This is a genomic window from Mesorhizobium sp. M1050 (genome assembly GCF_040318715.1).
GTDB lineage: Bacteria > Pseudomonadota > Alphaproteobacteria > Rhizobiales > Rhizobiaceae > Mesorhizobium.
The window spans coordinates 14,546-34,514 of the sequence record NZ_JAMYMV010000063.1 but is presented as its reverse complement, the minus strand read 5'-3'; the positions used below and the strand labels follow the sequence as shown (position 1 = coordinate 34,514).

Genomic DNA, 19,969 nt, shown 5'->3' with positions numbered 1-19,969 from the left:
GTCGTGGGCGCCGGCGGGTGTGTGTGATCCCTTAAGACAGACCCCCGGAGAGCTACTCCCCGGAGCAGCCCGCCTGCTGACGCCCCCGTTGGGGCCGCGCCCCAGGGCCGGCTTTTCCGGCTTATTTCCCTGTTTCAGCACGTCTTTTGGAGGAGGGTACCATGGCTTCGTCTGCCTTGATCGGCATCCTGATCACCTTTCTGGTGATCATCCTGGTTCTCTATCTTGTCCAGCGCTTGCCATTGGATGGCAGGACGCGGCAGATCGTCCGGATCATCGTCACCATAATCGGCATCATTTCGCTGCTCAAATATCTCGCAGTGTTTTAGGCCGAGAACGGCGCGATTTTTCACCTTTTGAAGGTCGGTGCGGTCCGCAGCGAGCGCGCGGATGTCGTTTCAGATTGCAGTTTAATCGATTGATATTGCTATCCTTTCGGACAAAACTATTGGCAGGTCTTGCCGTTGTCATGCTCGTTTGACAAAACAGGCCCGCCTCCGGCGGGAGGCTGTATTGCCAACGAGGAAATCACCAGATGAATGTGGCCCAGAACATCGTCGCCGGTCTCGACCGGATACTCACCATGGAGCTGGTGCGCGTCACCGAACGGGCAGCAGTCGCCGCCGCCAAGCTACGCGGGCGCGGCGACGAAATGGCGGCTGACCAGGTCGCCGTGGATGCCATGCGCCAGGAGCTCAACCGGCTTGCCATCAAGGGTACGGTGGTGATCGGCGAGGGCGAACGGGATGAGGCGCCGATGCTCTATATCGGCGAGGAGGTCGGCACCGGGAAAGGTCCGGCCGTCGATATCGCGCTCGATCCGCTGGAAGGCACGACGATCTGCGCCAAGAACCTGCCCAATGCGCTCGCGGTTATCGCCATCGCCGAGAAGGGTAGCCTGCTGTTCGCGCCCGACGTCTACATGGAAAAGATCGCTATCGGTCCGGGCTACGCCGACGGGATCATCGACATCGATGCCTCGCCGGCGGAAAACATCGCCAATCTCGCCCGGGCCAAGGGCGTCGCCGTGTCGGACATCACGGCCTGTATCCTCGACCGGCCGCGTCATGCCAAGCTGATCGACGACGTGCGCGCCACGGGTGCTGCGATCCGGCTGATCGGCGACGGCGATGTCGCCGGCGTCATCCACACCACCGATCCCGAGGAAACCGGCATCGACATCTATCTCGGCACTGGCGGCGCACCCGAGGGCGTGCTGACCGCGGCCGCGCTGCGTTGCACCGGTGGCCAGATGCAGGGCCGGCTGATCCTCGACACGCCGGAAAAGGTCGCACGCGCGGCAAAGATGGGTATTTCCAATCCGAAGCGGGTCTATCGAGCCGAAGACATGGCGCGCGGCGACGTGTTGTTCGCGGCCACCGGCGTCACCGACGGCAACATGCTGGCAGGCGTCAAGTTCGGCCACAACTATATCACCACTCACACGATCGTGCTGCGCTCGTCGTCGCGGACGGTGCGCGAGATCAAGGCCCGCCATCAGGACCTGGACAAGTTCTGACGCCCGCTTGCGCAGCCACCTTGCAATTGTTAGCCATTCGGGCGCACCCATGCTGGCCGCAAGGATTTGACGATGAACCCGTTCGACTGGCACGCGGATCCGATTTCGCGCGCCACCGCCATCACGAAGTCCTATCGCAATACCCAGAACGTGCGCCGCTTTCTCATCCGGGAATGCGGCGATGCGTTCAGGTTCGACCGGCCTTTCATGGCCTGGCTCAAGGACGGTGCGGAAAAGACGATGGGCGATGCGGCCGACGAATGGCTGCGGCGCCAGGCTGAAAAGCGGAAAGCGTAGTTTTCTTGAAATCTCCCGGGACGGCGCATCATCGCGAACCGCTTGGCTTTGCCAGCCTCTGGCCTAAAGCGCGTTGCGTTCACGCGACGCGCTTTAGGTTGTTGTTTATGCAGGTCGTCGTCCCAAAACCGCTGCATACTTTTGGGCGACATGCATTATCGTGCGGCCAACCCATGAGTTGGCAAAACGTATGACCGGCGAAAAACGCCTCTTCCTCGATGTCAGGCAGTCGGTATCAGGGGTTTCCTGGGAACACCGGCTGACCGAGCGCCAGGACATGATCGCGCTTGCCATCGCGCAAGGGTATGGGGTGCCCGACATCGTCGCGCGGGTGCTTGCCGGGCGCGGCGTCACCGCCGAGCAGACCGAGCGGTTTCTCGACCCGACGATCCGCGATCTTCTGCCGGATCCGGCTTCGCTGACCGATATGGACAGGGCGGCGGCCCGCATCGCCGCCGCAGTGATGGCCAGGGAAAAGGTGGCGATCTTCGGCGACTATGATGTCGACGGCGCCGCTTCGTCGGCCTTGCTGAAGCGGTTCCTCGCGCATTTCTCGGTGCCTTCGGAAATCTACATTCCGGATCGCATTTTCGAGGGCTATGGTCCCAATCCAGACGCCATGCGTGAATTGGTCTCGCGTGGCGCGACACTGATCGTCACCGTCGATTGCGGCACCAACAGTGCCGTTTCCATCGACGCCGCCAACGAGGCCGGCGCCGATGTCGTGGTGCTCGACCATCACCAGGTCGGTGGTGCCTTGCCGGCGGCAATTGCCGTCGTCAATCCCAACCGGGACGACGACCTTTCCGGGCAGGGTCATCTCTGTGCCGCCGGCGTGGTCTTCCTCGCCCTTGTGCAGACGGCCAGGATCCTGCGTGGCCGGATGGCCGATGCCACGCCGCCCGACCTGCTTTCGCTGCTCGATCTCGTCGCCCTTGCCACCGTCTGCGACGTGGTGCCGCTGACCGGCGTCAACCGCGCCTTCGTGGTCAAGGGACTGCAGATGGCGCGCCAGCAGAAGAACGAAGGGCTGGCGGCGCTCGCACGGGTCTCGCGTATCGGCGAGCCGGTCAGCACCTTCCATCTGGCTTATCTGATCGGCCCGCGCATCAATGCCGGCGGACGCATCGGCGATGCCGCGCTCGGCAGCCGCCTGCTTGCGACCGACGACCCGGTCGAGGCGCGCACCATTGCCGAGACGCTCGACCGGCTCAACCAGGAACGGCAGCTGATGGAGCAGGAGATGCTCGCGGCGGCGCGCGCCGAAGCCGATGCCGAGCTTGCCGGCGGCAATGGCCCCGCCATCGTCGTCACCGCCAGCAACAACTGGCATCCTGGCATTGTCGGCCTGCTGGCCTCGCGATTGAAGGATCATGCGCGGCGGCCTGCCTTCGCCATTGCCTTCAACGCCAATGGCACCGGCACCGGCTCGGGCCGCTCGGTGTCGGGCTTCGACCTCGGCCGGCTGGTGCGCGAGGCGGCCGATGCCGGGCTGATCGTCAAGGGCGGCGGCCACGGCATGGCGGCGGGTATCACAGTGGAGCGGGCGAAGCTCGGCGAACTCAGGGCGTTTTTCGAAGAGCGGGCGGCCGCCGACGTGTTCCGCCTGCAGGGCGAGGAAAGCCTGGCGATCGACGGTGCGCTTGCCGCCGAAGGCGCGACGCTCGGCCTTCTTGACGCACTGGAAAAGGCCGGACCCTTCGGTGCCGGGCATGTGGCACCCGTCTTCGTGCTGCCGCGTCACCGACTGGCCGATGCGCGGCCGGTCGGCACCAACCACATCCGCGTCGAGCTACAATCGGAAAGCGGCGGCCGCATCCAGGCGATCGCCTTTCGCGCCGTCGATACCGCACTCGGCGAATTCCTGTTCAAGAACCGCGGCAAGACAATCCACGTCGCCGGTTCGTTGTCGGGCAATCACTGGAACGGCAACCGCACCGTACAGTTTCGCATCACCGATGCGGCGCGGGCATGACGTCGATCAGGCGAGAACCGTTTGCAGCCGGGTCAGTTCGCCGATCTGCGCCATCGTCGCCTGATAGCCGAGGCTGATCGCCTCGTCGGCGCGGTGGAATTCGGTCAGGCCGATATGGCTGAGCTTCGGCTGCAGCGACATGTCTGGCGGATCGCCGGCAAGCCTGGCGCGCGAAATCCGGTCCTGGATGATGTTGAAAGCCTCGACCATGACGCCGGTGATGCCGAGCCGCGTCTGGTGCGACTGGCGCTCGGTGTCGACCTGGCCGGGCTTGGGCGCGTCCTTTTCTACGACCAGTTCGCCGGCACTATGCTTGATGACGGCGGCGCGACCGAACAGATCGTAGTGAAGGTTGACCGCCACGACGAGCGGCTGCTCATAGGCGCGGCAGACCGAAACCGGAACCGGGTTGACCAACGCGCCATCGACGAGCACGCGGCCGTTGCAATTCACGGGCTCGAACACGCCGGGCAGCGCATACGAGGCGCGCATGGCGGTGATCAGCGAGCCACTTGAAAGCCAGATTTCATGCCCCGTGCGGATTTCGGATGTGACGGCGACGAATGGCCTGGCCAGGTCCTCGAAACGAATGCCGGCCATGTGCTCGCGCAGCCGGGCGTCGAGCTTCATGCCACCGAAAAGGCCGCTGCCGCGCAGGTTGAGATCGAGCAGGCCGAAGATACGTCGCTTGGTCAGGCTGCGGGCGAATTCTTCGAGTTCGTCCAGTTTGCCGGCGAGATAGCAACCGCCGACCAGCGCGCCAATCGAGGTGCCGGCGATCATCGAGACTTCGATGCCGGCTTCGTCAAGCGCACGCAGCACGCCGATATGCGCCCAGCCGCGGGCGCAACCACCGCCCAAGGCGAGCGAAATGCCGGTTTGACTTGCTGTTTCCGATGCGCCGCCGGAGGAGGACAGGCCGTTGGCCTCCCTGACATCTGGTCTGTTACGCAATGACGCCCACTCGAGCATCAAGATCTCCCTTGTCCCGGGGCTAATATACAGGCGGGCCGTATCGAAATCATGAATTTGTGTCGCTGGTGTCAGGCAGAAGGTTCAAACTGGTGGTTTCCGATATGTGTTTTCCGCATCGAACAGCGGCTTGTTGCCGTCGTCGGCAAGCGTCCCCTTGCCATCGACAAGCCTCACCGTCCGATAAAAGCATGAACGCCGGCCGGTGTGACAAGTTGCGTCGTGGCCCAACACTTTGACGCGCAACCATATGGCGTCCTGGTCACAATCCGTGAGCACGTCGACAACCTGCTGGAAATTGCCTGATGTTTCGCCCTTTTTCCACAGCCCATTGCGCGAGCGCGACCAGTAGTGAGCGATGCCGCTCTCCAGCGTCAGTGCCAGCGCCTGCGCATTCATGTGAGCCACCATCAACAGCATGCCGTCTGCGGCATCGGTGACGACGACGGTGACCAGGCCGGCTGCATCGAAGCGCGGTGAAAACACCGCGCCTTCCTCCAACGCCTTCTTGTCTGACGGAGCTTTCGGAAATTCCAGTGCCGACATCGCCGGTCCTTGTTGTTAGTGGCCGGCGAGGGCCATTTAGACCCCGCCGCCGCGCACCATGGTGACGAAACGAACCTGCTCCTCGGGCGTGTCCTTGAAGACACCAGTGAAGGTCGAGGTCAGGGTGGTCGAACCTTGCTTGCGGATGCCGCGCATAGCCATGCACATGTGCTCTGCCTCGATCATCACGGCGACGCCGCGCGGATTGAGCACATCCTGGATGACGCCGGCGATCTGCGCCGTCAGGGCCTCCTGGGTCTGCAGGCGATGGGCGAAGATATCGACCACGCGTGCGATCTTGGACAGGCCGACGACCTTGCCATCCGGCAGATAGCCGACATGCGCTTTGCCGATGATCGGCACCATGTGGTGCTCGCAATGCGAATGGAAAGTTATGTCCTTGACGATGACCAGGTCGTCGTAACCGGCGACCTCTTCGAAGGTGCGGCCGAGTTCCTCGGCCGGGCACATGTCGTAGCCACCGAACATTTCGCGAAAGGCCTTGGCCACCCGCTTTGGCGTGTCGACCAGCCCTTCGCGGTCCGGATTGTCGCCGGTCCAACGCAAAAGCGTGCGCACGGCGGCCTCGACTTCGGCTTCGCTCGGCCGGTCGGTAACCGGCTTCTCCATATAGGCCGACTGGGGCATGAGTTTCTTAATAACGGCATCCATAAAGGCGTCTCCCGTAGTCCCTCTCGGCGGAGGAACGAGTTGAACGGACCACGACCTTTCGGTGTCGGAAACTCGCCCCGTTTCCAGCCCCGCAAGTGGCGTGAACTTTCCGGCTAGGACACTGACTTTCGTTGTCTTGTCGATACCGGACTGCCAGCATTATATAAGGTCATGACGAGCGAAAGGAAGACACGGCAGCGGCAATCGCTGTTCGCTTGGCGGCGACGGATTGGAAAATAATGATAAACGACGTCTATAATGCGAAAATTCTCGGTTTTGCCGGAAACATCGCCCGCATCGGTCGCCTTGAACATCCCGACGCGACCGCCAAGGCGCATTCCAAGCTGTGCGGCTCGACCGTCACCGTCGACCTCAAGATGCAAGACGGCGTGGTCACGGATTTCGCACATGACGTGAAGGCCTGCGCGCTCGGCCAGGCATCGTCCTCGATCATGGCGCAGCATGTCGTCGGCGCGAACGCCGAAGAACTGCGCGCGGTGCGTGAGGCCATGCTGAAGATGCTGAAGGAAAATGGCGCGCCGCCTGACGGCCGCTTCGCGGATCTGAAATATCTGGAGCCGGTGCGCGACTACAAGGCGCGGCATGCCTCGACCATGCTGACTTTCGACGCTGTGGTCGATGCGATCGGCCAGATCGAGAAGAAGCGCGCCGAAGAGGCAGCCTGAGGGCCGATAACCGACGAGGAACGAATTATGGTGCGGCCGGCGGAATGAAGCTTGACCCCACCATAACGGGCGGCACATCGAAACCGAATACGGTAAAAGATTGTGCCCCCGGCCAGCAGACCGGCAGCGCACAGTCCTCGGCGGCTGGTCAGGCGACAGTCGACGCGAAGGGCGCCGCCCTTATCCAGATGAAAAAGACAACTGCGGGCTGTTGAATCATCGCCGCCCGCTTCGCCAAGCGGTATCTGAGTCTTGACGCTCCGTCATGTGGAGGGGCGTTAAGCCTTCGCCTTCCGCTTCGCGGGCGCCTTCTCAACAGGTCCAGCCTTGCGGCCGAGACCGCTAGCATCCGTGTCGCGGCGTAGTTTGGCGCCACTATCGGAAAGTCGGAAGGCAGGCTTCACTTAGCGATATTCTTTTGGCGTCATGCCAAGCAAACCAGGTGGCGTTTCAAGTGGAAAGGCCAGGTTTCCGAACACAGTTTTCGATGGGTAGATTACCGGGAACTAGAACACCTGCGCGATGTTACGGTCAGCCGTCCTGACGCGCGTGACATCCCGGTCGCCAAGCACGACACGTCCGTCCGACGGGAACAGCAATCCCGACATGATGTTCAGCATCGTGGCCTTGCCACAGCCGGACGGACCGAGCAACGCGTAGTCTTGCCGTCCTCGAACAGAATGTCCGACTTCTCAAGTGCATAGGGGGCAGCGCCATAGCGGTGGTCGAGGCCATCGAGGTAGACGGGCCATCAGGATTGCCCTCCCATGGACGGCTCCGGCGCGGCCATCAGGACGCCGTCGCTGTCGGCGGCGAAGCATTAGAAGCGATCGGGGTTGATCGCGACTGCAATGTCGTCACCGAGAGTTACGCTGTGCACACCCTCGACTTGGATCACCGCCGACCCGAAAGGCGCATCGAAATAGAGGAAGGTCTCGGAGCCTGAGACCTCGGAGAAAGTCACGCGGCCGGTCGTCCCCGTTGCCGCCAAGGAGAGTTCGTTGGCCCGGATACCAAACCGGTAGCGGCCCGGTTTCAAGGTTTCCAAATGACGCGCGCGCAGCACCGCGATGCTACCGGCCAGGCGGATGTGCCACCGGCGCCGCCGAACAGACTGCGCCAACCGACGGATCCGCGTCTGTCGACGGCGCCAGCGATCCAATATCCACGCCGTCGCGGAGTTTGCCGGTATTCTGGCCGCTCCTCTAGGGCGCGCCTCCTTGTCGAGGGAGTGGGCCGCCAGCATTGCCTGCAACGTCGACGGCGTACGGAGAGGCAACTTATGTGACCGATTTTTTTCATTCTTAATTATACCCTTAACTATACATTCTATGCTGCGGTTTAGGCTCAGAACTGGGGCCGGTCCAATAGGCGAGTGAGGGCAACATGAAGGGTATGGTATTCACCGAACTGCTGGGCTTCGTGGAACAGACCTATGGGGCTGATGCGGTGGATGACCTCATAGAGGCTTCCGATCTGCCGAGCGGTGGCGCCTACACCGCGGTGGGAACTTATGACCACAAGGAGATGCAATCTCTCGTCACCACATTGGCCGCGCAAAGCCACACGCCGCCAGACGAGTTGCTGGGTTTATTCGGCCAGCATTTGATCGGGCGTTTCAAGGCTTCGTTCCCCGACTTCTTCAAGACGGCAGCCACCCTCTTTGATTTCCTCGAAAGTATCGATAGGCATATCCACGTGGAGGTGCGTAAGCTCTACCCCGATGCCGAGCTGCCGGAATTTCGGGCCGAGCGCGTCGGTCATGGGGCAATGAACCTTGATTATCGCAGCAGCCGTCCCTTCGAGGCGCTTGCCTCCGGCCTCATTCTTGGAGCGGCTCAGATCTACGGTGAGACTGTGCGAATAGAGCGAAGCTCCCACGAAAACGGCGGCGAGAAATTCGTTCGTTTTTCGATCCAGAAGACAGGTGCGATAGCTTAAATGCTCTCGGAAGCCAGCCATTCCGAGGATCGCGTTGCGCGTCTCGAACGGCGTCTCCAACGCGAACGGCGAGCACGTGAAGCGGCCGAATGGCTGCTCGAGGCGAAGTCGCTTGAGCTCTACAACGCCAACAGCCACCTGACTGTGCTGGCCAACGATCTCGAAATGCGCGTCCTCGATCGCACTCACGAGTTGGAGGTCTCCCGTCAGCAGGCCCTGTTCCTTGCGGAGCGCGATCCTCTGACCACGCTCGCCAATCGGGGCAGTTTCGCTCGCGATCTGGACGCGGCCATCAATGCGGCCCATGTTCAAGGTGGCTGTGTACAACTTCTGTTTGTAGATCTCGACCGGTTCAAGGAAATCAACGACAATTACGGCCATGCCGTAGGAGACGCGGTGCTGCTGGCGGTTGCCGACCGGTTGCGGGCAATTTGCAAGGAGCAGGAGGTGGCAGGCCGGCTGGGTGGTGATGAGTTCGGTGTTATCTGCGTGACGCCAATTCACAGCGAACGTGCCCGCGAGATCGCGGCGAAGGTCATGGAGGCCATGAGCAGGCCTATCGCTTGTGGCCGCCTGCAGTTGATCGTCAGTTGCTCGGTCGGTTTTGCAAGCTTCCCCGGCAATGCCACGGATTCGCCAACGCTGCAGCGCTTCGCCGATATAGCTCTGTACCGCTCCAAGTCGGCGGGGCGCTCGACATGGACGGAATTTGACGAAACGATGGCGGCAGAGCTTGAGCACCTCCAGGGATTGGAAGCAGAATTGCGCAGCGCCGTGGCGGCGCGAGAGATCGAGCCCTGGTATCAGCCGATTATCTCCACCCAGAGCAACAGGATCGTCGGGGTGGAGGCGCTTGCACGATGGCAGCATGCCGAGCGCGGGCTCATTCTTCCCGGGCTGTTCATCCCGCTGGCCGAGGAAAGTTCGTTGATCATCGAACTCGGCCTTGCGATGATCGACCGCTGCTGCCAGGAGATGTATCCGCTCATCCGCGAAGGTCGTCTCAACTATGTGTCGATCAATCTATCGACGCGCCACTTGCGTTCGCCCTCGGTGGTCGAGCAGATCGCCGCGACGTTGGCTCGTCATCGCTTTCCGCCCTCGGCGCTTCAGCTTGAAATCACGGAAAGCCGGCTGCTCATTGATTTCGAACAGGCTGAGGAGCGGCTTTCACACTTTCGCGCGCTCGGCATCCGAATTGCCCTCGACGATTTCGGAGCGGGCTATTCAAGCCTTTCATACATCAGGCGATTGCCGTTGGACGTTATCAAGATCGATCGCTCGTTTGCCAGGGACATCAGCTCCGACGGGCAGGCCGAAGCGGTGGTCAAAGCGATCGTTCAACTCGCACAGGCCCTGGACCTGCATATCATCGCAGAAGGCATTGAAACCGAAAGCCAGGCGCTCCGGCTGACCAGCTGCGGCTGTTTCGTCCAACAGGGATATTTGTTTGGCAGGCCGATGCCCTTGAGGAAAATCACGCAATATCTTGAGGCCGGTGCGAATCCGATGCATGCCACCCAAAGATAGGATGACGTTTTCTTGCGTCCCTGAGGCGGCGCCCACAGGAGTGGCGCGACCACGAATGCGTCCCACAGCACCACGACGAGATATTTCAACGCCTTCATCGGGTGGGGTCCGCGCGGCCAGACCGTGCCAACGACGATGAAGGGCCTCCCAGCTGGTTCATATCCCCCGCGCTGTTACCGAGTGCGGCGTTACACCTCGCACCCCAGTTTGGAACCGCAGGAGGGAAGCGGTCCCCGACAAGAGCAGCGAAACGACGGCCATTCCCGTGCTCTTGCAGCGGCTGGGAGCAAATGAGGGCTTGAAAGGCGCGCTGGTCTCGATCGACGCCATCGCCACCAATGCCACGATCGCCCAAGCCATCCGCGATCAAGGGGGGCGACTATCTGTTGGCCGTCAAGGCCAACCAACTCACACTCAGAGCCGAGATCGAGCACTATTTCGACGACGCTCCCGCCGATTGCCTCGACAGCGCCGTCGATCTCGACAAGGTCCATGGCCGCATCGAGGAGCGCATCGTCACCGTCAGCCACGAGGCCGGCTGGCGCAAGGGCCAGCGTCGCTTTCCCGGTGAACTGCCCGTGATGCTCTGCCGCTGCCGCCGAACCACCCCTGGCGCATCCGCGCAAGCTGCCGGTGGTCCTGAGCCGCGACGAGGTTGCCCGGCTGCTCAACGCCACCACCTGCCTCAAGCACCAGGCCGCGCTGTCGGTCGCTTATGGCGCCACACACCGTCCGTGACGGCGGGAGGCGCACAAGGAGTGGGATTGCGTTCTCCTGACGAAGCCCACATCTATCGCGTGGGAGCGCGATACGGAGACCGCAGTGGGCGACCAGCATGGACATGTGCATAGCGCCGGACCGCCAAGGCGTGGGCGCAACTGGCCCGGCCCGTGGCGCAAGACGCCCGGCCGTGTCCTAGGCACGACGCTCGTGCGCATTTACCAACTGACACTGTCCGGCTTTGTCGGCAATTCCTGCCGGCATTTGCCGACCTGTTCCGAATACGCGCACGAGGCGATCGCCCGCCATGGCTTGTGGGCCGGCGGCTGGATGGGCTTTTTTCGGGTGCTGCGTTGCGGCCCATTCGGCACGCATGGCATCGACCGCGTGCCGGAAACCCTGGCTAAGCGCTATGTCTGGTTCACGCCCTGGCGCTACTGGCGGATCGGCAGCAAGCCGGGCGAAGAGCAGGGGTGACGGCGCCAGCGAAATCTCGGCCGTATTGCGAGTTTACGATCCGGTAGGGTTAACGCCAGGCTGCACAGAGACTGCGCATTTGAGACAAAATCGAGACAAGAGACCTCGCTAAGCCGCTCGCGAACCCCCTCTGGAGCGAGCATCAAATGCGTAACATCGACCGTCTTCCCTTCATCTTTGCCGGTGTCCTGTTTCTGCTCGCCTGGCTGCTGGGATTTCCGATGCGCGCGCAATCGGCGCCGCTGAAGGACGTCCAATGCACGTTGATCGCCGATGCGGCGAGCGGCAAGACGCTCTACCAGAATGGGGTTTGCGATCAGCGGTTCAGCCCGGCGTCGACGTTCAAGGTGCCGCTGTCACTGATCGGCTATGACAGCGGAATCTTGAGCGACGAGCACACGCCGAGCTGGGACTACAAGCCGGAGTTCAAGGCCTTGAAGCGGGACCAGAAGACCGTCGATCCGATAATCTGGGAAAAGGATTCGATCCTCTGGTATTCGCGCGAAATCACCCGCCAGCTTGGGCCGCAAAGCTTTGCCGGCTATGTCTCGAAATTCGACTACGGCAATGCCGATGTTTCCGGCAATCCCGGCAAGAATGATGGCCTGACCCGGTCCTGGGTGAATTCTTCCCTGAAGATCACGCCAGTCGAGCAGGTCGATTTCCTGCGCAGGTTTCTAGCCCGCAAGCTGCCGGTCTCGGCCAAAGCGTATGACATGACATCAGCCATCATCCCGACCTTCCAGGCAGGAGGCTGGACGGTGCGAGGCAAGACCGGCAGCACCAAGCTGGCTAACGATGCCGACAAGGTCCAAGAAAAGCGCTCGCTCGGCTGGTTCGTCGGCTGGGCGAACAAGGACGGCCGCCAGATCGTCTTTGCGCGGCTGGTCGTCGACACCAACCGCACCGATATGCCCAAGGGCCTCAAGACGCGGGTCGCGTTCCTGAAGGATCTGCCTCAGTTCATCAAATGAACGCCTACACCTGAACCGGGCTTTACGGCGGCGGAAACTGTCCATACAAGACAGCCGCTGCCGGACGCATCCGGCTTTTCCCTATGCGTACCCCAAAACCGTCATACAATTTGGGCGACATGCATTTTAACCACCCGCGCTCGTTTGCGGGACTGGATAGGAGATACTTGATGCTGAATTCCGTTTCCCTGACATTTCCCGATGGCTCCGTCCGCGAATACGACGCGGCGATGACCGGTGCTGGTCTGGCCGAATCGATATCGAAATCGCTCGCCAAGAAGGCCGTCGCTTACGCCATCGATGGCACCGTGCGCGACCTCAGCGATCCGCTCGGCAAGTCCGGCAAGGTCGAGATCGTCACCCGCGACGATCCGCGCGCGCTGGAACTGATTCGCCACGACGCGGCGCATGTGCTTGCGGAAGCCGTGCAGGAATTGTGGCCGGGAACGCAGGTGACCATCGGGCCGGTGATCGAGAACGGCTTCTATTACGACTTTGCTCGCAACGAGCCGTTCACGCCGGATGATTTCCCGGTGATCGAGAAGAAGATGCGCGAGATCATTGCGCGCAACAAGCCGTTCACCAAGGAAGTCTGGTCGCGCGACAAGGCGAAGAAAGTGTTTGCCGACAAGGGCGAGCAGTACAAGCTGGAGCTGATCGACGCCATTCCCGAGGATCAGGATCTCAAGATCTATGCGCAAGGCGACTGGTTCGACCTCTGCCGCGGCCCGCACATGGCTTCGACCGGGCAGATCGGCAGTTCCTTCAAATTGATGAAGGTGGCTGGTGCGTATTGGCGCGGTGACTCGAACAACCCGATGCTGACCCGCATCTATGGCACGGCCTGGGCCGACCAGGCGCAGCTCGAAGCCTATCAGATGATGATCGACGAGGCAGAGAAGCGCGACCATCGGAAGCTCGGCCGCGAGATGGACCTGTTCCATTTCCAGGAAGAGGGCCCGGGCGTCGTCTTCTGGCACGCCAAGGGCTGGAAGATGTTCCAGAACCTGGTCAACTACATGCGCCGCCGCCTCGACGAGCAGGGCTACCAGGAAGTCAACGCGCCGCAGGTACTCGACAAGAGCCTGTGGGAGACGTCAGGCCACTGGGGCTGGTATCGCGACGCCATGTTCAAGGTGACGGTCGCCGGCGACGATACCGATGACGATCGGGTCTTCGCGCTGAAGCCGATGAACTGTCCGGGCCATGTGCAGATTTTCAAGCATGGGTTGAAGTCTTATCGCGATCTGCCCGTAAAGCTTGCAGAATTCGGCAATGTGCATCGCTATGAGCCATCTGGCGCGCTGCATGGGCTCATGCGCGTGCGCGGCTTCACGCAGGACGATGCGCATATCTTCTGCACCGAGGAGCAGCTGGCGTCGGAGTGCCTGCGCATCAACGACCTAATTCTGTCGACCTATGCCGACTTTGGTTTTGACGAGATCAGCGTCAAGCTGTCGACACGGCCGGACAAGCGTGTCGGCACCGACGAAGCGTGGGACCACGCCGAAGCGATCATGGGCAGCGTGCTGGAAACCATCAGGACGCGGTCCGGCAATCGTATCAAGACCTCGATCAATCCGGGTGAGGGCGCCTTCTACGGGCCGAAATTCGAGTATGTGCTGAAGGACGCCATCGGCCGCGAATGGCAGTGCGGCACGACGCAGGTCGATTTCAACCTGCCGGAACGGTTCGGCGCCTTCTATATCGGCTCGGATTCGGAGAAGAAGCAGCCGGTGATGGTGCACCGCGCCATCTGTGGCTCGATGGAGCGCTTCCTCGGCATCCTGATCGAGAACTATTCCGGCCATTTCCCGCTGTGGTTCGCGCCGCTGCAGGTAGTGGTGGCGACGATCACGTCGGATGCCGACGGCTATGCGACCGAAGTGATGGCAAAGCTGAAGGCCGCAGGGCTGCTGGCGGAAGCGGATCTGCGCAACGAAAAGATCAACTACAAGGTCCGCGAGCACAGCCTGGCCAAGGTTCCCGTCATCCTCGTCTGCGGTAAGCGCGAGGCGGAGGAGCAGACGGTCAATATGCGCCGGTTGGGCTCACGCGACCAGGAATCGCTTGGCCTTGACCAGGCGATCGCGAAACTGACCGAAGAGGTTGTTACGCCCGACCGCAAGCGCAAACGCGCGGCCTGATCGGCATAGTTCCGGCCAAATGGCGGTGGAGCGATCCACCGCCATTTCATATCCTTGTCACGCCGACCTTGTAACGAGCCCATATGCTCAAGCTGAAATTGCGCGAACGACCCTTTCCCGAGCTGTCCTATGCCAATCCGCGCCAGCCGGCGCTGGCGCGCTGGTTCATCCATTCGGTCGAAGGCCTGTCGGGCCGTGACCGCTACACCGCGCTTTATGATTTCTGGCGCCGTCAGGTCGTGCCGACAGGCGAGCGCGTGTTCGGTCGCATGCTCGACCTGATCGATGTACGCGTGCGGACATCAGACCAATGGCCACCCGCACGATTGCCGGATACGCCGCTGGTGATCGTCGCCAATCATCCGTTCGGCATCGGTGACGGCATTGCCGTGCTGTCATTGGCCGAGCAGCTCGGACGCCCGTTCCGGGTGATGATCCACAAGGATCTGCTCAAGATCCGCGAGATGGAGCCTTACTCGCTGCCGATCGACTTTTCCGAGACCAAGGACGCGCTCAAGAACAACATGGCCGTGCGCCACGAGGCGGTGCGGCTGCTCAAGGAAGGCGTCACCATCGTGGTGTTTCCCGCCGGTGGCGTCGCCACCGCGCCAAAAGGTTTTGGGCAGGCGCGCGACCTACCGTGGAAGATGTTTCCGGCGCGCCTCATTCAGGAGGCAAAGGCATCGGTCATCCCGATGCATTTTTCCGGGCAGAATGGCAGGCTTTTCCATCTGGTCAGCGGGCCGATGAACATGGCCGAGCGCGACGGCCGCCTGGCGAAGTTCGTCGGCAAGGCGTCGCTGACATTGCGGACGTCGCTGCTCATCCACGAATTCGCGCGGCTGTCCGGCAAGGCGATCGAGGTGCGTGTCGGCGAGGTGCTGAACTGGAGCGAACTGGAGCCATTGCGCGACCGCAAGGCATTGCTTCACCGGCTTTATCGCGGCGTGTTCGACCTGGCGCCGACCTTGCCGCGCCGGCGGATACCGTTCTTGCCGGCGCGGACCAAGCTGGCTGCTTGAAGTCAGTTGAAGGTCAGTCCGCACCTTCTTCGGGATCCATCGCCGCCGCTTCGGTGGCCAGAACCTCGATCTCCTGGTTCTGCCCGGCCACGACCGTGAAATCTTTCTGATAGATGCGGTCGCGGTTCTTGGCGATGATGGTGTAGTCGCCCTCGGCCAGGACCATCGAGGCGAAGGCGCCGACGGTTTCCTTGATCGGATCGCCGGATTCGTTGAGCAGCGACCATGACGTGTCGGCGATCGCCTCGCCACCGGTCTCGCGCACCAACTTCATCGTGATCTCGGCGGCGTGGTGCTCGACGGTAGCTTCGGTCAGCTTGCCGGCCTCGACGCGGATGTCGGAGCGGATGACCGCATTGACCGCGCCATAGGTCGAGACGACATGGTAGATGCCGGCGTTGAGCCGTACGACACTATTGGGCTCGACATCGGGAATGATCAGCGCGCGATCGCCATTGGCCTCTGCGGTGCCCTCGTAGATCGAAAAGCGCAGCTTCTTCGGCGGAATGCGCACGCCGCCGGACAGCACGGCGTCCAGCTTGAGGCCGCCGGCATCGAGCACGAGGCTCTCGCGCTTGGCGTCCTTGCCGACGGTGATGCGCTTGGTGGCGCCGGCCCGACCGTAGGAGGCATGAACCAGATAGCTGCCGGGTTCGAGCTGGAAGACCGCGGTCCCGCCATGTGCCGAGGCGACCATCGGCAATTTTCCGTTGACGGCTTCCGGCTTGAAGACCCGCCAAACGATGCCGCGGGTGATGTCGGAACCCTTGTCGGTCAACTGCGCGGAGAGCGTGATGGCGCCGCCGCCGCTCAGCGCCAGCGACCTCTCGCCTTTCGGCGTCGCATAGCTTGAGATTCCGGGAAGCTTCAGGTCGCTTACGCCATCGACGTTCTGCGCCATGGCGAACGAAACCGGCGCCATGAACAGCAGGGCGCTGAGCCAGACCAGGAAAAGACGGATAGTCCCCTCAAACATGCCTTGCGTTGAAGCCCATGGCGGTGGCAATTTCAAGGCTTAAGAGTCCGATCGATACGACTCTCCCATCCGGCGTATATTCCGCGCCAATGCCCGAGCCGCCCGAATTTCCGATGGTGCGCTTCAGCTCAAGACAGACTGTTCAGGAGACTTGCGCCCATGGCGTCGCCGATCATCGACTTTCTGCTGAGCCGAAACTCCGCGCCGATCCCTGATTTGAAGGAGCCGGCGCCGAGCGATGTGGAGATCGCGACGATGATCGCCGCCGCCTCGCGAGTGCCCGATCATGGCCGATTGGAGCCTTGGCGCTTTATCCTCTATCGTGGCGTTGCTCGTATCGAAATCGGCAGACAATTGGCAGCACTTGCCGAGCAGCGGGAGGGTCCATTGCCGGAAGGCCGCCGCAACCAGGAACTGGCGCGGTTCTCGCGCGCGCCGCTGGTGATAGGCGTGATATCGATCCCAAGGGAGAACCCAAAAATCCCGCAATGGGAAATGTTCCTGTCGGGCGGCATGGCGGCGATGAACCTGATGATTGCAGCCAACGCGCTGGGTTATGGCACCAACATGATCAGCAACTGGTATTCGGATGTGCCGGAGGGTAGGGCGCTGCTCGGGCTGACACCGCAGGAGCGCGTCGTCGGCTTCATTCATATCGGCTCCTATGCGGGCCCGGCGCCGGAGCGGCCGCGGCCAGATCCGGCAAAGCTTTACGGCGACTATTCGGGGCCGTGGGCGGGCTGAATGTTCTACGAACCTTCAAAGGGCCACGGCCTGCCGCACGACCCTTCGAAGGCAATCGTCGCGCCGCGCCCGATCGGCTGGATTTCGACGCTGAACGGAGCCGGCGAGATCAATCTCGCGCCGTACTCCTTCTTCAATGCCGTTTCGACGCGGCCTTTCATCGTCTGGTTCTCCTCAGAGGGCGAGAAGGACAGCGCCTCCTTCGCGCAGGAAACCGGTGAGTTTGTCGCCAATCTGGTCAGCCGCGATCTCGCCGACAAGATGAATCGCACATCGGTCAATGCGCCGCGCGGCGTCAATGAGTTCGTCTATGCCGATCTCGCCATGGCGCCGTCTCGCCTGGTCTCGCCGCCGCGCGTGGCGGCGGCGCCGGCCGCACTCGAATGCCGGGTGACGGAGGTCTTTCGGCCAAAGGCGCTGGACGGATCGCCGACAAGCGCTGTCGTCGTCGCCGGTGAAGTGGTCGGCGTATACATCGACGATACCTTCCTGACAGACGGTCTGTTCGACATTACCAAGGCAGGCAACGTCGCTCGCCTCGGCTATATGGAGTATGCCAGCGTCGACGAGGTGTTTTCGATGCGCCGGCCGCGCTGGGACAAGGACTAATCCTTGGGTCGGCCGCCGTCCGCCGCGTCGGCGGATTCCCTGGCCGTGGGCACGCGAAAGCGATTCCCCTTTATTTGAACACAGGCTAAGAGAGCGGCTTCGGCGATGCGCTGGAGTCGGCGCATCGACCTTGGGGATATTGCGGGGCATCGGCTAAATGAAGAAACGAGACTCGCTGGGAATCCGGCTACGCTACGGGTTTGACAAGAGCATGGCCGCCGGCCCGATCGCGCTGATCGGCTGGCTTGCCGTCGTTTCGCTGCTGATCATCGTCGTCGCCGCGAGTTTCCTTGCGGTGACCCGCATCGCGCCCGAAGGCGGCGAGCCACTGAACTTTGTCGAAGCGTTCTGGGAATCGCTGATGCGCACGCTCGATTCCGGTACGATGGGCGGCGACACTGGCTGGGCCTTTCGTCTCGTCATGCTGTTCGTCACGCTTGCCGGCATCTTCGTCGTTTCGGCGCTCATCGGCGTGCTGAGCGCCGGCGTCGACAGCAAGCTCGATGAATTGCGCAAGGGCCGTTCGCGGGTGCTGGAAACAGATCACACGGTCATCCTCAACTGGTCGCCGTCGATCTTCGACGTCATCTCCGAACTCGTCATTGCCAATGCCAGCCGCCGACGTCCGCGCATTGTGGTCATGGCCAACATGGACAAGGTCGAGATGGAGGACGAGATCGCGGCCAAGGTCGGCAAGCTGGGCAACACGCGCATCATCTGCCGCAGCGGCGACCCGACCGATCTCTACGACCTTGCCATTGTCAATCCGCAGACCTCGCGGTCGGTCATCGTGCTGTCGCCGGACGGCGACGATCCGGATTCACAGGTCATCAAGACGGTACTGGCGCTGGTCAACGACCCGAACCGGCGCACTGCCCCCTACAACATCGCCGCCGAGATCCGCGATGGCAAGAACGCCGAGGTCGCGCGCGTCGTCGGTGGAGCCGAGGTGCAGCTCGTGCTGGCCGACCAGTTGATCTCGCGCATCGTCGTGCATTCGAGCCGGCAGTCGGGCCTCAGCGGCGTCTATTCGGAGCTGCTCGATTTCGACGGCTGCGAAATCTATACGACCGAGCAGCCGGACCTCACCGGCAAGACCTTCGGCGAGGCGGTGATGGCGTATGAACACTGCGCGCTGATCGGGCTTTGCGACCAAGAGGGACGCGTCAATCTCAACCCGCCGTCGGACCTGGTGATCGGCAAAGACATGCGCGCCATCATCGTCGCCGAGGACGATGCAGCGATAAAGCTGGGGAGCGCTGGCATCAAGATCGACGCGGCGGCGATCATCGAGCCGCGGCCCGTCGAGACGAAGCCGGAGCGCACGCTTGTCCTGGGCTGGAACCGGCGCGGTCCGATCATAACCTACGAACTGTCGCGCTACGTCGCGCCTGGTTCGATCCTGACCATAGCGGCCGATACGCCCGACCTCGAGCAGGAGGTTGCCGGCCTGCCGGTCGCCGGTGACAATCTGTCGGTCTACTGTCGCGTCACGGACACATCGAGCAGCTCCGCTCTGGCAAGCCTGGACGTGCCTTCCTACGACCATGTGCTCGTCCTCGGCTATAGCGAAACCATGGCAGCGCAGCCCGCCGATACGCGCACGCTGGTAACGCTCCTGCATCTGCGCAAGATCGCGGTTGACGCCGGTATGCACATCAGCATCGTCAGCGAGATGATCGACGTGCGCAACCGAGATCTTGCGGCAGTCACCAAGGCCGATGATTTCGTCGTCAGCAACAGGCTGGTCAGCCTGATGCTGGCGCAGGCGTCCGAGAACCAGCACCTTGCCGCGATCTTCGATGACCTGCTCGACGAGAAGGGCTCCGAAATCTACATGCGTCCCGTCGCAGACTATGTCGCCGTCGACCAGCCGGTGACCTTCTGGACGATCGCGGAATCGGCGCGGTTGCGCGGCGAGATCGCCTTGGGTTACCGGCGCATTCGCGCCGGAGAAGCCGACCAGAGGGCGCTGGGCGGCGTCACCGTCAACCCGCTAAAGTCCGAGGCGTTGGCCTATCTGCCGGAGGACCGGATCATCGTGCTGGCGCGGGACTGAGAGCAGGGTGATCCACATCGTTTCACGAAAACGCCAAACCGGTCGAATGCCCTGTTTTGACGCAACTCGGACAGAAACGGTTTCACACTTTTCCTGAAAATGG

Annotated in this window: 20 protein-coding genes and 2 pseudogenes; 16 read left to right on the top strand and 6 right to left on the bottom strand. The window is 62.0% G+C overall.

What is annotated here, in order from left to right:
• Positions 1-161 precede the first annotated feature (161 nt).
• The 4 genes from NKH57_RS26550 to recJ all read left to right on the top strand — a co-directional run bounded on the left by NKH57_RS26550 (position 162) and on the right by recJ (position 3,791).
• Entirely contained in the window at positions 162-329 is a 168-nt protein-coding gene (locus tag NKH57_RS26550; RefSeq protein WP_352607197.1) for a Thivi_2564 family membrane protein, read from the top strand.
• Positions 330-535: 206 nt separating this feature from the next.
• Positions 536-1,519: a class II fructose-bisphosphatase gene (glpX, locus tag NKH57_RS26545; protein ID WP_352948711.1), complete on the top strand. Its 984-nt coding sequence runs from the start codon at positions 536-538 to the stop codon at positions 1,517-1,519.
• A 72-nt stretch (positions 1,520-1,591) separates the two neighbouring features.
• The gene (locus NKH57_RS26540) at positions 1,592-1,816 is read left to right on the top strand and encodes a DUF6434 domain-containing protein (RefSeq protein ID WP_352948708.1); all 225 of its coding nucleotides are present in this window, start codon (positions 1,592-1,594) and stop codon (positions 1,814-1,816) included.
• Between the two features lie 190 nt (positions 1,817-2,006).
• Positions 2,007-3,791 carry a single-stranded-DNA-specific exonuclease RecJ gene (gene recJ, locus NKH57_RS26535; RefSeq protein ID WP_352948706.1) on the top strand — a complete coding sequence of 595 codons (1,785 nt, stop codon included), beginning with the start codon at positions 2,007-2,009 and terminating at the stop codon, positions 3,789-3,791.
• A gap of 6 nt (positions 3,792-3,797) precedes the next feature.
• On the opposite strand, the gene NKH57_RS26530 is transcribed toward recJ, so the two are convergent.
• The 3 genes from NKH57_RS26530 to folE all read right to left on the bottom strand — a co-directional run bounded on the left by NKH57_RS26530 (position 3,798) and on the right by folE (position 5,981).
• Positions 3,798-4,763, bottom strand: coding sequence for a patatin family protein (locus NKH57_RS26530; RefSeq protein ID WP_023757566.1), 966 nt, complete (start codon positions 4,761-4,763; stop codon positions 3,798-3,800).
• Between the two features lie 84 nt (positions 4,764-4,847).
• The gene (gene hisI / locus NKH57_RS26525; RefSeq protein ID WP_352726827.1) at positions 4,848-5,309 is read right to left on the bottom strand and encodes a phosphoribosyl-AMP cyclohydrolase; all 462 of its coding nucleotides are present in this window, start codon (positions 5,307-5,309) and stop codon (positions 4,848-4,850) included.
• Positions 5,310-5,345: 36 nt separating this feature from the next.
• Entirely contained in the window at positions 5,346-5,981 is a 636-nt protein-coding gene (folE, locus tag NKH57_RS26520) for a GTP cyclohydrolase I FolE (protein ID WP_352607207.1), read from the bottom strand.
• Between the two features lie 239 nt (positions 5,982-6,220).
• Between folE and NKH57_RS26515 the strand changes: the two genes are divergently transcribed.
• Positions 6,221-6,667: an iron-sulfur cluster assembly scaffold protein gene (locus NKH57_RS26515; RefSeq protein WP_352948702.1), complete on the top strand. Its 447-nt coding sequence runs from the start codon at positions 6,221-6,223 to the stop codon at positions 6,665-6,667.
• Positions 6,668-7,173: 506 nt separating this feature from the next.
• Here the strand turns inward: NKH57_RS26515 and NKH57_RS26510 are convergent.
• Positions 7,174-7,287, bottom strand: a complete 114-nt coding sequence (locus tag NKH57_RS26510; RefSeq protein WP_198032176.1) for a hypothetical protein — start codon at positions 7,285-7,287, stop codon at positions 7,174-7,176.
• Between the two features lie 200 nt (positions 7,288-7,487).
• A complete protein-coding gene (locus tag NKH57_RS26505) occupies positions 7,488-7,790 on the bottom strand; it encodes a hypothetical protein (RefSeq protein ID WP_352827750.1) in 303 nt (100 codons plus the stop codon).
• A 263-nt stretch (positions 7,791-8,053) separates the two neighbouring features.
• On the opposite strand from NKH57_RS26505, the gene NKH57_RS26500 reads away from it, so the two are divergent.
• The 8 genes and pseudogenes from NKH57_RS26500 to NKH57_RS26465 all read left to right on the top strand — a co-directional run bounded on the left by NKH57_RS26500 (position 8,054) and on the right by NKH57_RS26465 (position 15,478).
• Positions 8,054-8,608, top strand: coding sequence for a heme NO-binding domain-containing protein (locus NKH57_RS26500; RefSeq protein ID WP_023757560.1), 555 nt, complete (start codon positions 8,054-8,056; stop codon positions 8,606-8,608).
• Positions 8,609-10,138: a putative bifunctional diguanylate cyclase/phosphodiesterase gene (locus tag NKH57_RS26495; RefSeq protein ID WP_352827746.1), complete on the top strand. Its 1,530-nt coding sequence runs from the start codon at positions 8,609-8,611 to the stop codon at positions 10,136-10,138.
• A gap of 220 nt (positions 10,139-10,358) precedes the next feature.
• Positions 10,359-10,713 (top strand): annotated as a pseudogene (locus NKH57_RS26490) (ISAs1 family transposase); the annotation flags it as partial.
• Positions 10,714-10,747: 34 nt separating this feature from the next.
• Positions 10,748-10,861, top strand: a pseudogene (locus NKH57_RS26485) (integrase); the annotation flags it as partial.
• Positions 10,862-10,960: 99 nt separating this feature from the next.
• Entirely contained in the window at positions 10,961-11,335 is a 375-nt protein-coding gene (gene yidD, locus NKH57_RS26480) for a membrane protein insertion efficiency factor YidD (RefSeq protein WP_352948698.1), read from the top strand.
• A 146-nt stretch (positions 11,336-11,481) separates the two neighbouring features.
• A complete protein-coding gene (gene blaOXA / locus NKH57_RS26475) occupies positions 11,482-12,309 on the top strand; it encodes a class D beta-lactamase (protein ID WP_352948695.1) in 828 nt (275 codons plus the stop codon).
• 170 nt (positions 12,310-12,479) lie between these two features.
• Positions 12,480-14,456 carry a threonine--tRNA ligase gene (gene thrS / locus NKH57_RS26470; protein ID WP_352948693.1) on the top strand — a complete coding sequence of 659 codons (1,977 nt, stop codon included), beginning with the start codon at positions 12,480-12,482 and terminating at the stop codon, positions 14,454-14,456.
• An 83-nt stretch (positions 14,457-14,539) separates the two neighbouring features.
• Positions 14,540-15,478: a lysophospholipid acyltransferase family protein gene (locus NKH57_RS26465; RefSeq protein ID WP_352948690.1), complete on the top strand. Its 939-nt coding sequence runs from the start codon at positions 14,540-14,542 to the stop codon at positions 15,476-15,478.
• Between the two features lie 13 nt (positions 15,479-15,491).
• Here NKH57_RS26465 and NKH57_RS26460 read toward each other — a convergent pair whose 3' ends face one another.
• Entirely contained in the window at positions 15,492-16,454 is a 963-nt protein-coding gene (locus NKH57_RS26460; protein WP_352948687.1) for an RgsD C-terminal domain-containing protein, read from the bottom strand.
• Positions 16,455-16,613: 159 nt separating this feature from the next.
• Here NKH57_RS26460 and NKH57_RS26455 point away from each other — a divergent pair, with 159 nt between their 5' ends.
• The 3 genes from NKH57_RS26455 (at position 16,614) to NKH57_RS26445 (ending at position 19,866) form a co-directional block, all read left to right on the top strand.
• Positions 16,614-17,198 carry a nitroreductase family protein gene (locus NKH57_RS26455; RefSeq protein WP_352948685.1) on the top strand — a complete coding sequence of 195 codons (585 nt, stop codon included), beginning with the start codon at positions 16,614-16,616 and terminating at the stop codon, positions 17,196-17,198.
• Positions 17,199-17,807 carry a flavin reductase family protein gene (locus NKH57_RS26450; protein ID WP_352948683.1) on the top strand — a complete coding sequence of 203 codons (609 nt, stop codon included), beginning with the start codon at positions 17,199-17,201 and terminating at the stop codon, positions 17,805-17,807. It abuts the gene before it with no gap.
• 157 nt (positions 17,808-17,964) lie between these two features.
• Positions 17,965-19,866: a CASTOR/POLLUX-related putative ion channel gene (locus NKH57_RS26445; protein WP_352948680.1), complete on the top strand. Its 1,902-nt coding sequence runs from the start codon at positions 17,965-17,967 to the stop codon at positions 19,864-19,866.
• The last annotated feature ends 103 nt before the right edge of the window (positions 19,867-19,969 follow it).

Excerpts from the sequence above, each read along its gene's own strand:
- NKH57_RS26550 (WP_352607197.1), top strand. The coding sequence starts at position 162 with ATGGCTTCGTCTGCCTTGATCGGCATCCTGATCACCTTTCTGGTGATC.
- glpX (WP_352948711.1), top strand. The coding sequence starts at position 536 with ATGAATGTGGCCCAGAACATCGTCGCCGGTCTCGACCGGATACTCACC.
- NKH57_RS26540 (WP_352948708.1), top strand. The coding sequence starts at position 1,592 with ATGAACCCGTTCGACTGGCACGCGGATCCGATTTCGCGCGCCACCGCC.
- recJ (WP_352948706.1), top strand. The coding sequence starts at position 2,007 with ATGACCGGCGAAAAACGCCTCTTCCTCGATGTCAGGCAGTCGGTATCA.
- NKH57_RS26530 (WP_023757566.1), bottom strand. The coding sequence starts at position 4,763 with ATGCTCGAGTGGGCGTCATTGCGTAACAGACCAGATGTCAGGGAGGCC.
- hisI (WP_352726827.1), bottom strand. The coding sequence starts at position 5,309 with ATGTCGGCACTGGAATTTCCGAAAGCTCCGTCAGACAAGAAGGCGTTG.
- folE (WP_352607207.1), bottom strand. The coding sequence starts at position 5,981 with ATGGATGCCGTTATTAAGAAACTCATGCCCCAGTCGGCCTATATGGAG.
- NKH57_RS26515 (WP_352948702.1), top strand. The coding sequence starts at position 6,221 with ATGATAAACGACGTCTATAATGCGAAAATTCTCGGTTTTGCCGGAAAC.
- NKH57_RS26510 (WP_198032176.1), bottom strand. The coding sequence starts at position 7,287 with ATGCTGAACATCATGTCGGGATTGCTGTTCCCGTCGGACGGACGTGTC.
- NKH57_RS26500 (WP_023757560.1), top strand. The coding sequence starts at position 8,054 with ATGAAGGGTATGGTATTCACCGAACTGCTGGGCTTCGTGGAACAGACC.
- NKH57_RS26495 (WP_352827746.1), top strand. The coding sequence starts at position 8,609 with ATGCTCTCGGAAGCCAGCCATTCCGAGGATCGCGTTGCGCGTCTCGAA.
- blaOXA (WP_352948695.1), top strand. The coding sequence starts at position 11,482 with ATGCGTAACATCGACCGTCTTCCCTTCATCTTTGCCGGTGTCCTGTTT.
- thrS (WP_352948693.1), top strand. The coding sequence starts at position 12,480 with ATGCTGAATTCCGTTTCCCTGACATTTCCCGATGGCTCCGTCCGCGAA.
- NKH57_RS26465 (WP_352948690.1), top strand. The coding sequence starts at position 14,540 with ATGCTCAAGCTGAAATTGCGCGAACGACCCTTTCCCGAGCTGTCCTAT.
- NKH57_RS26460 (WP_352948687.1), bottom strand. The coding sequence starts at position 16,454 with ATGTTTGAGGGGACTATCCGTCTTTTCCTGGTCTGGCTCAGCGCCCTG.
- NKH57_RS26455 (WP_352948685.1), top strand. The coding sequence starts at position 16,614 with ATGGCGTCGCCGATCATCGACTTTCTGCTGAGCCGAAACTCCGCGCCG.
- NKH57_RS26450 (WP_352948683.1), top strand. The coding sequence starts at position 17,199 with ATGTTCTACGAACCTTCAAAGGGCCACGGCCTGCCGCACGACCCTTCG.
- NKH57_RS26445 (WP_352948680.1), top strand. The coding sequence starts at position 17,965 with ATGAAGAAACGAGACTCGCTGGGAATCCGGCTACGCTACGGGTTTGAC.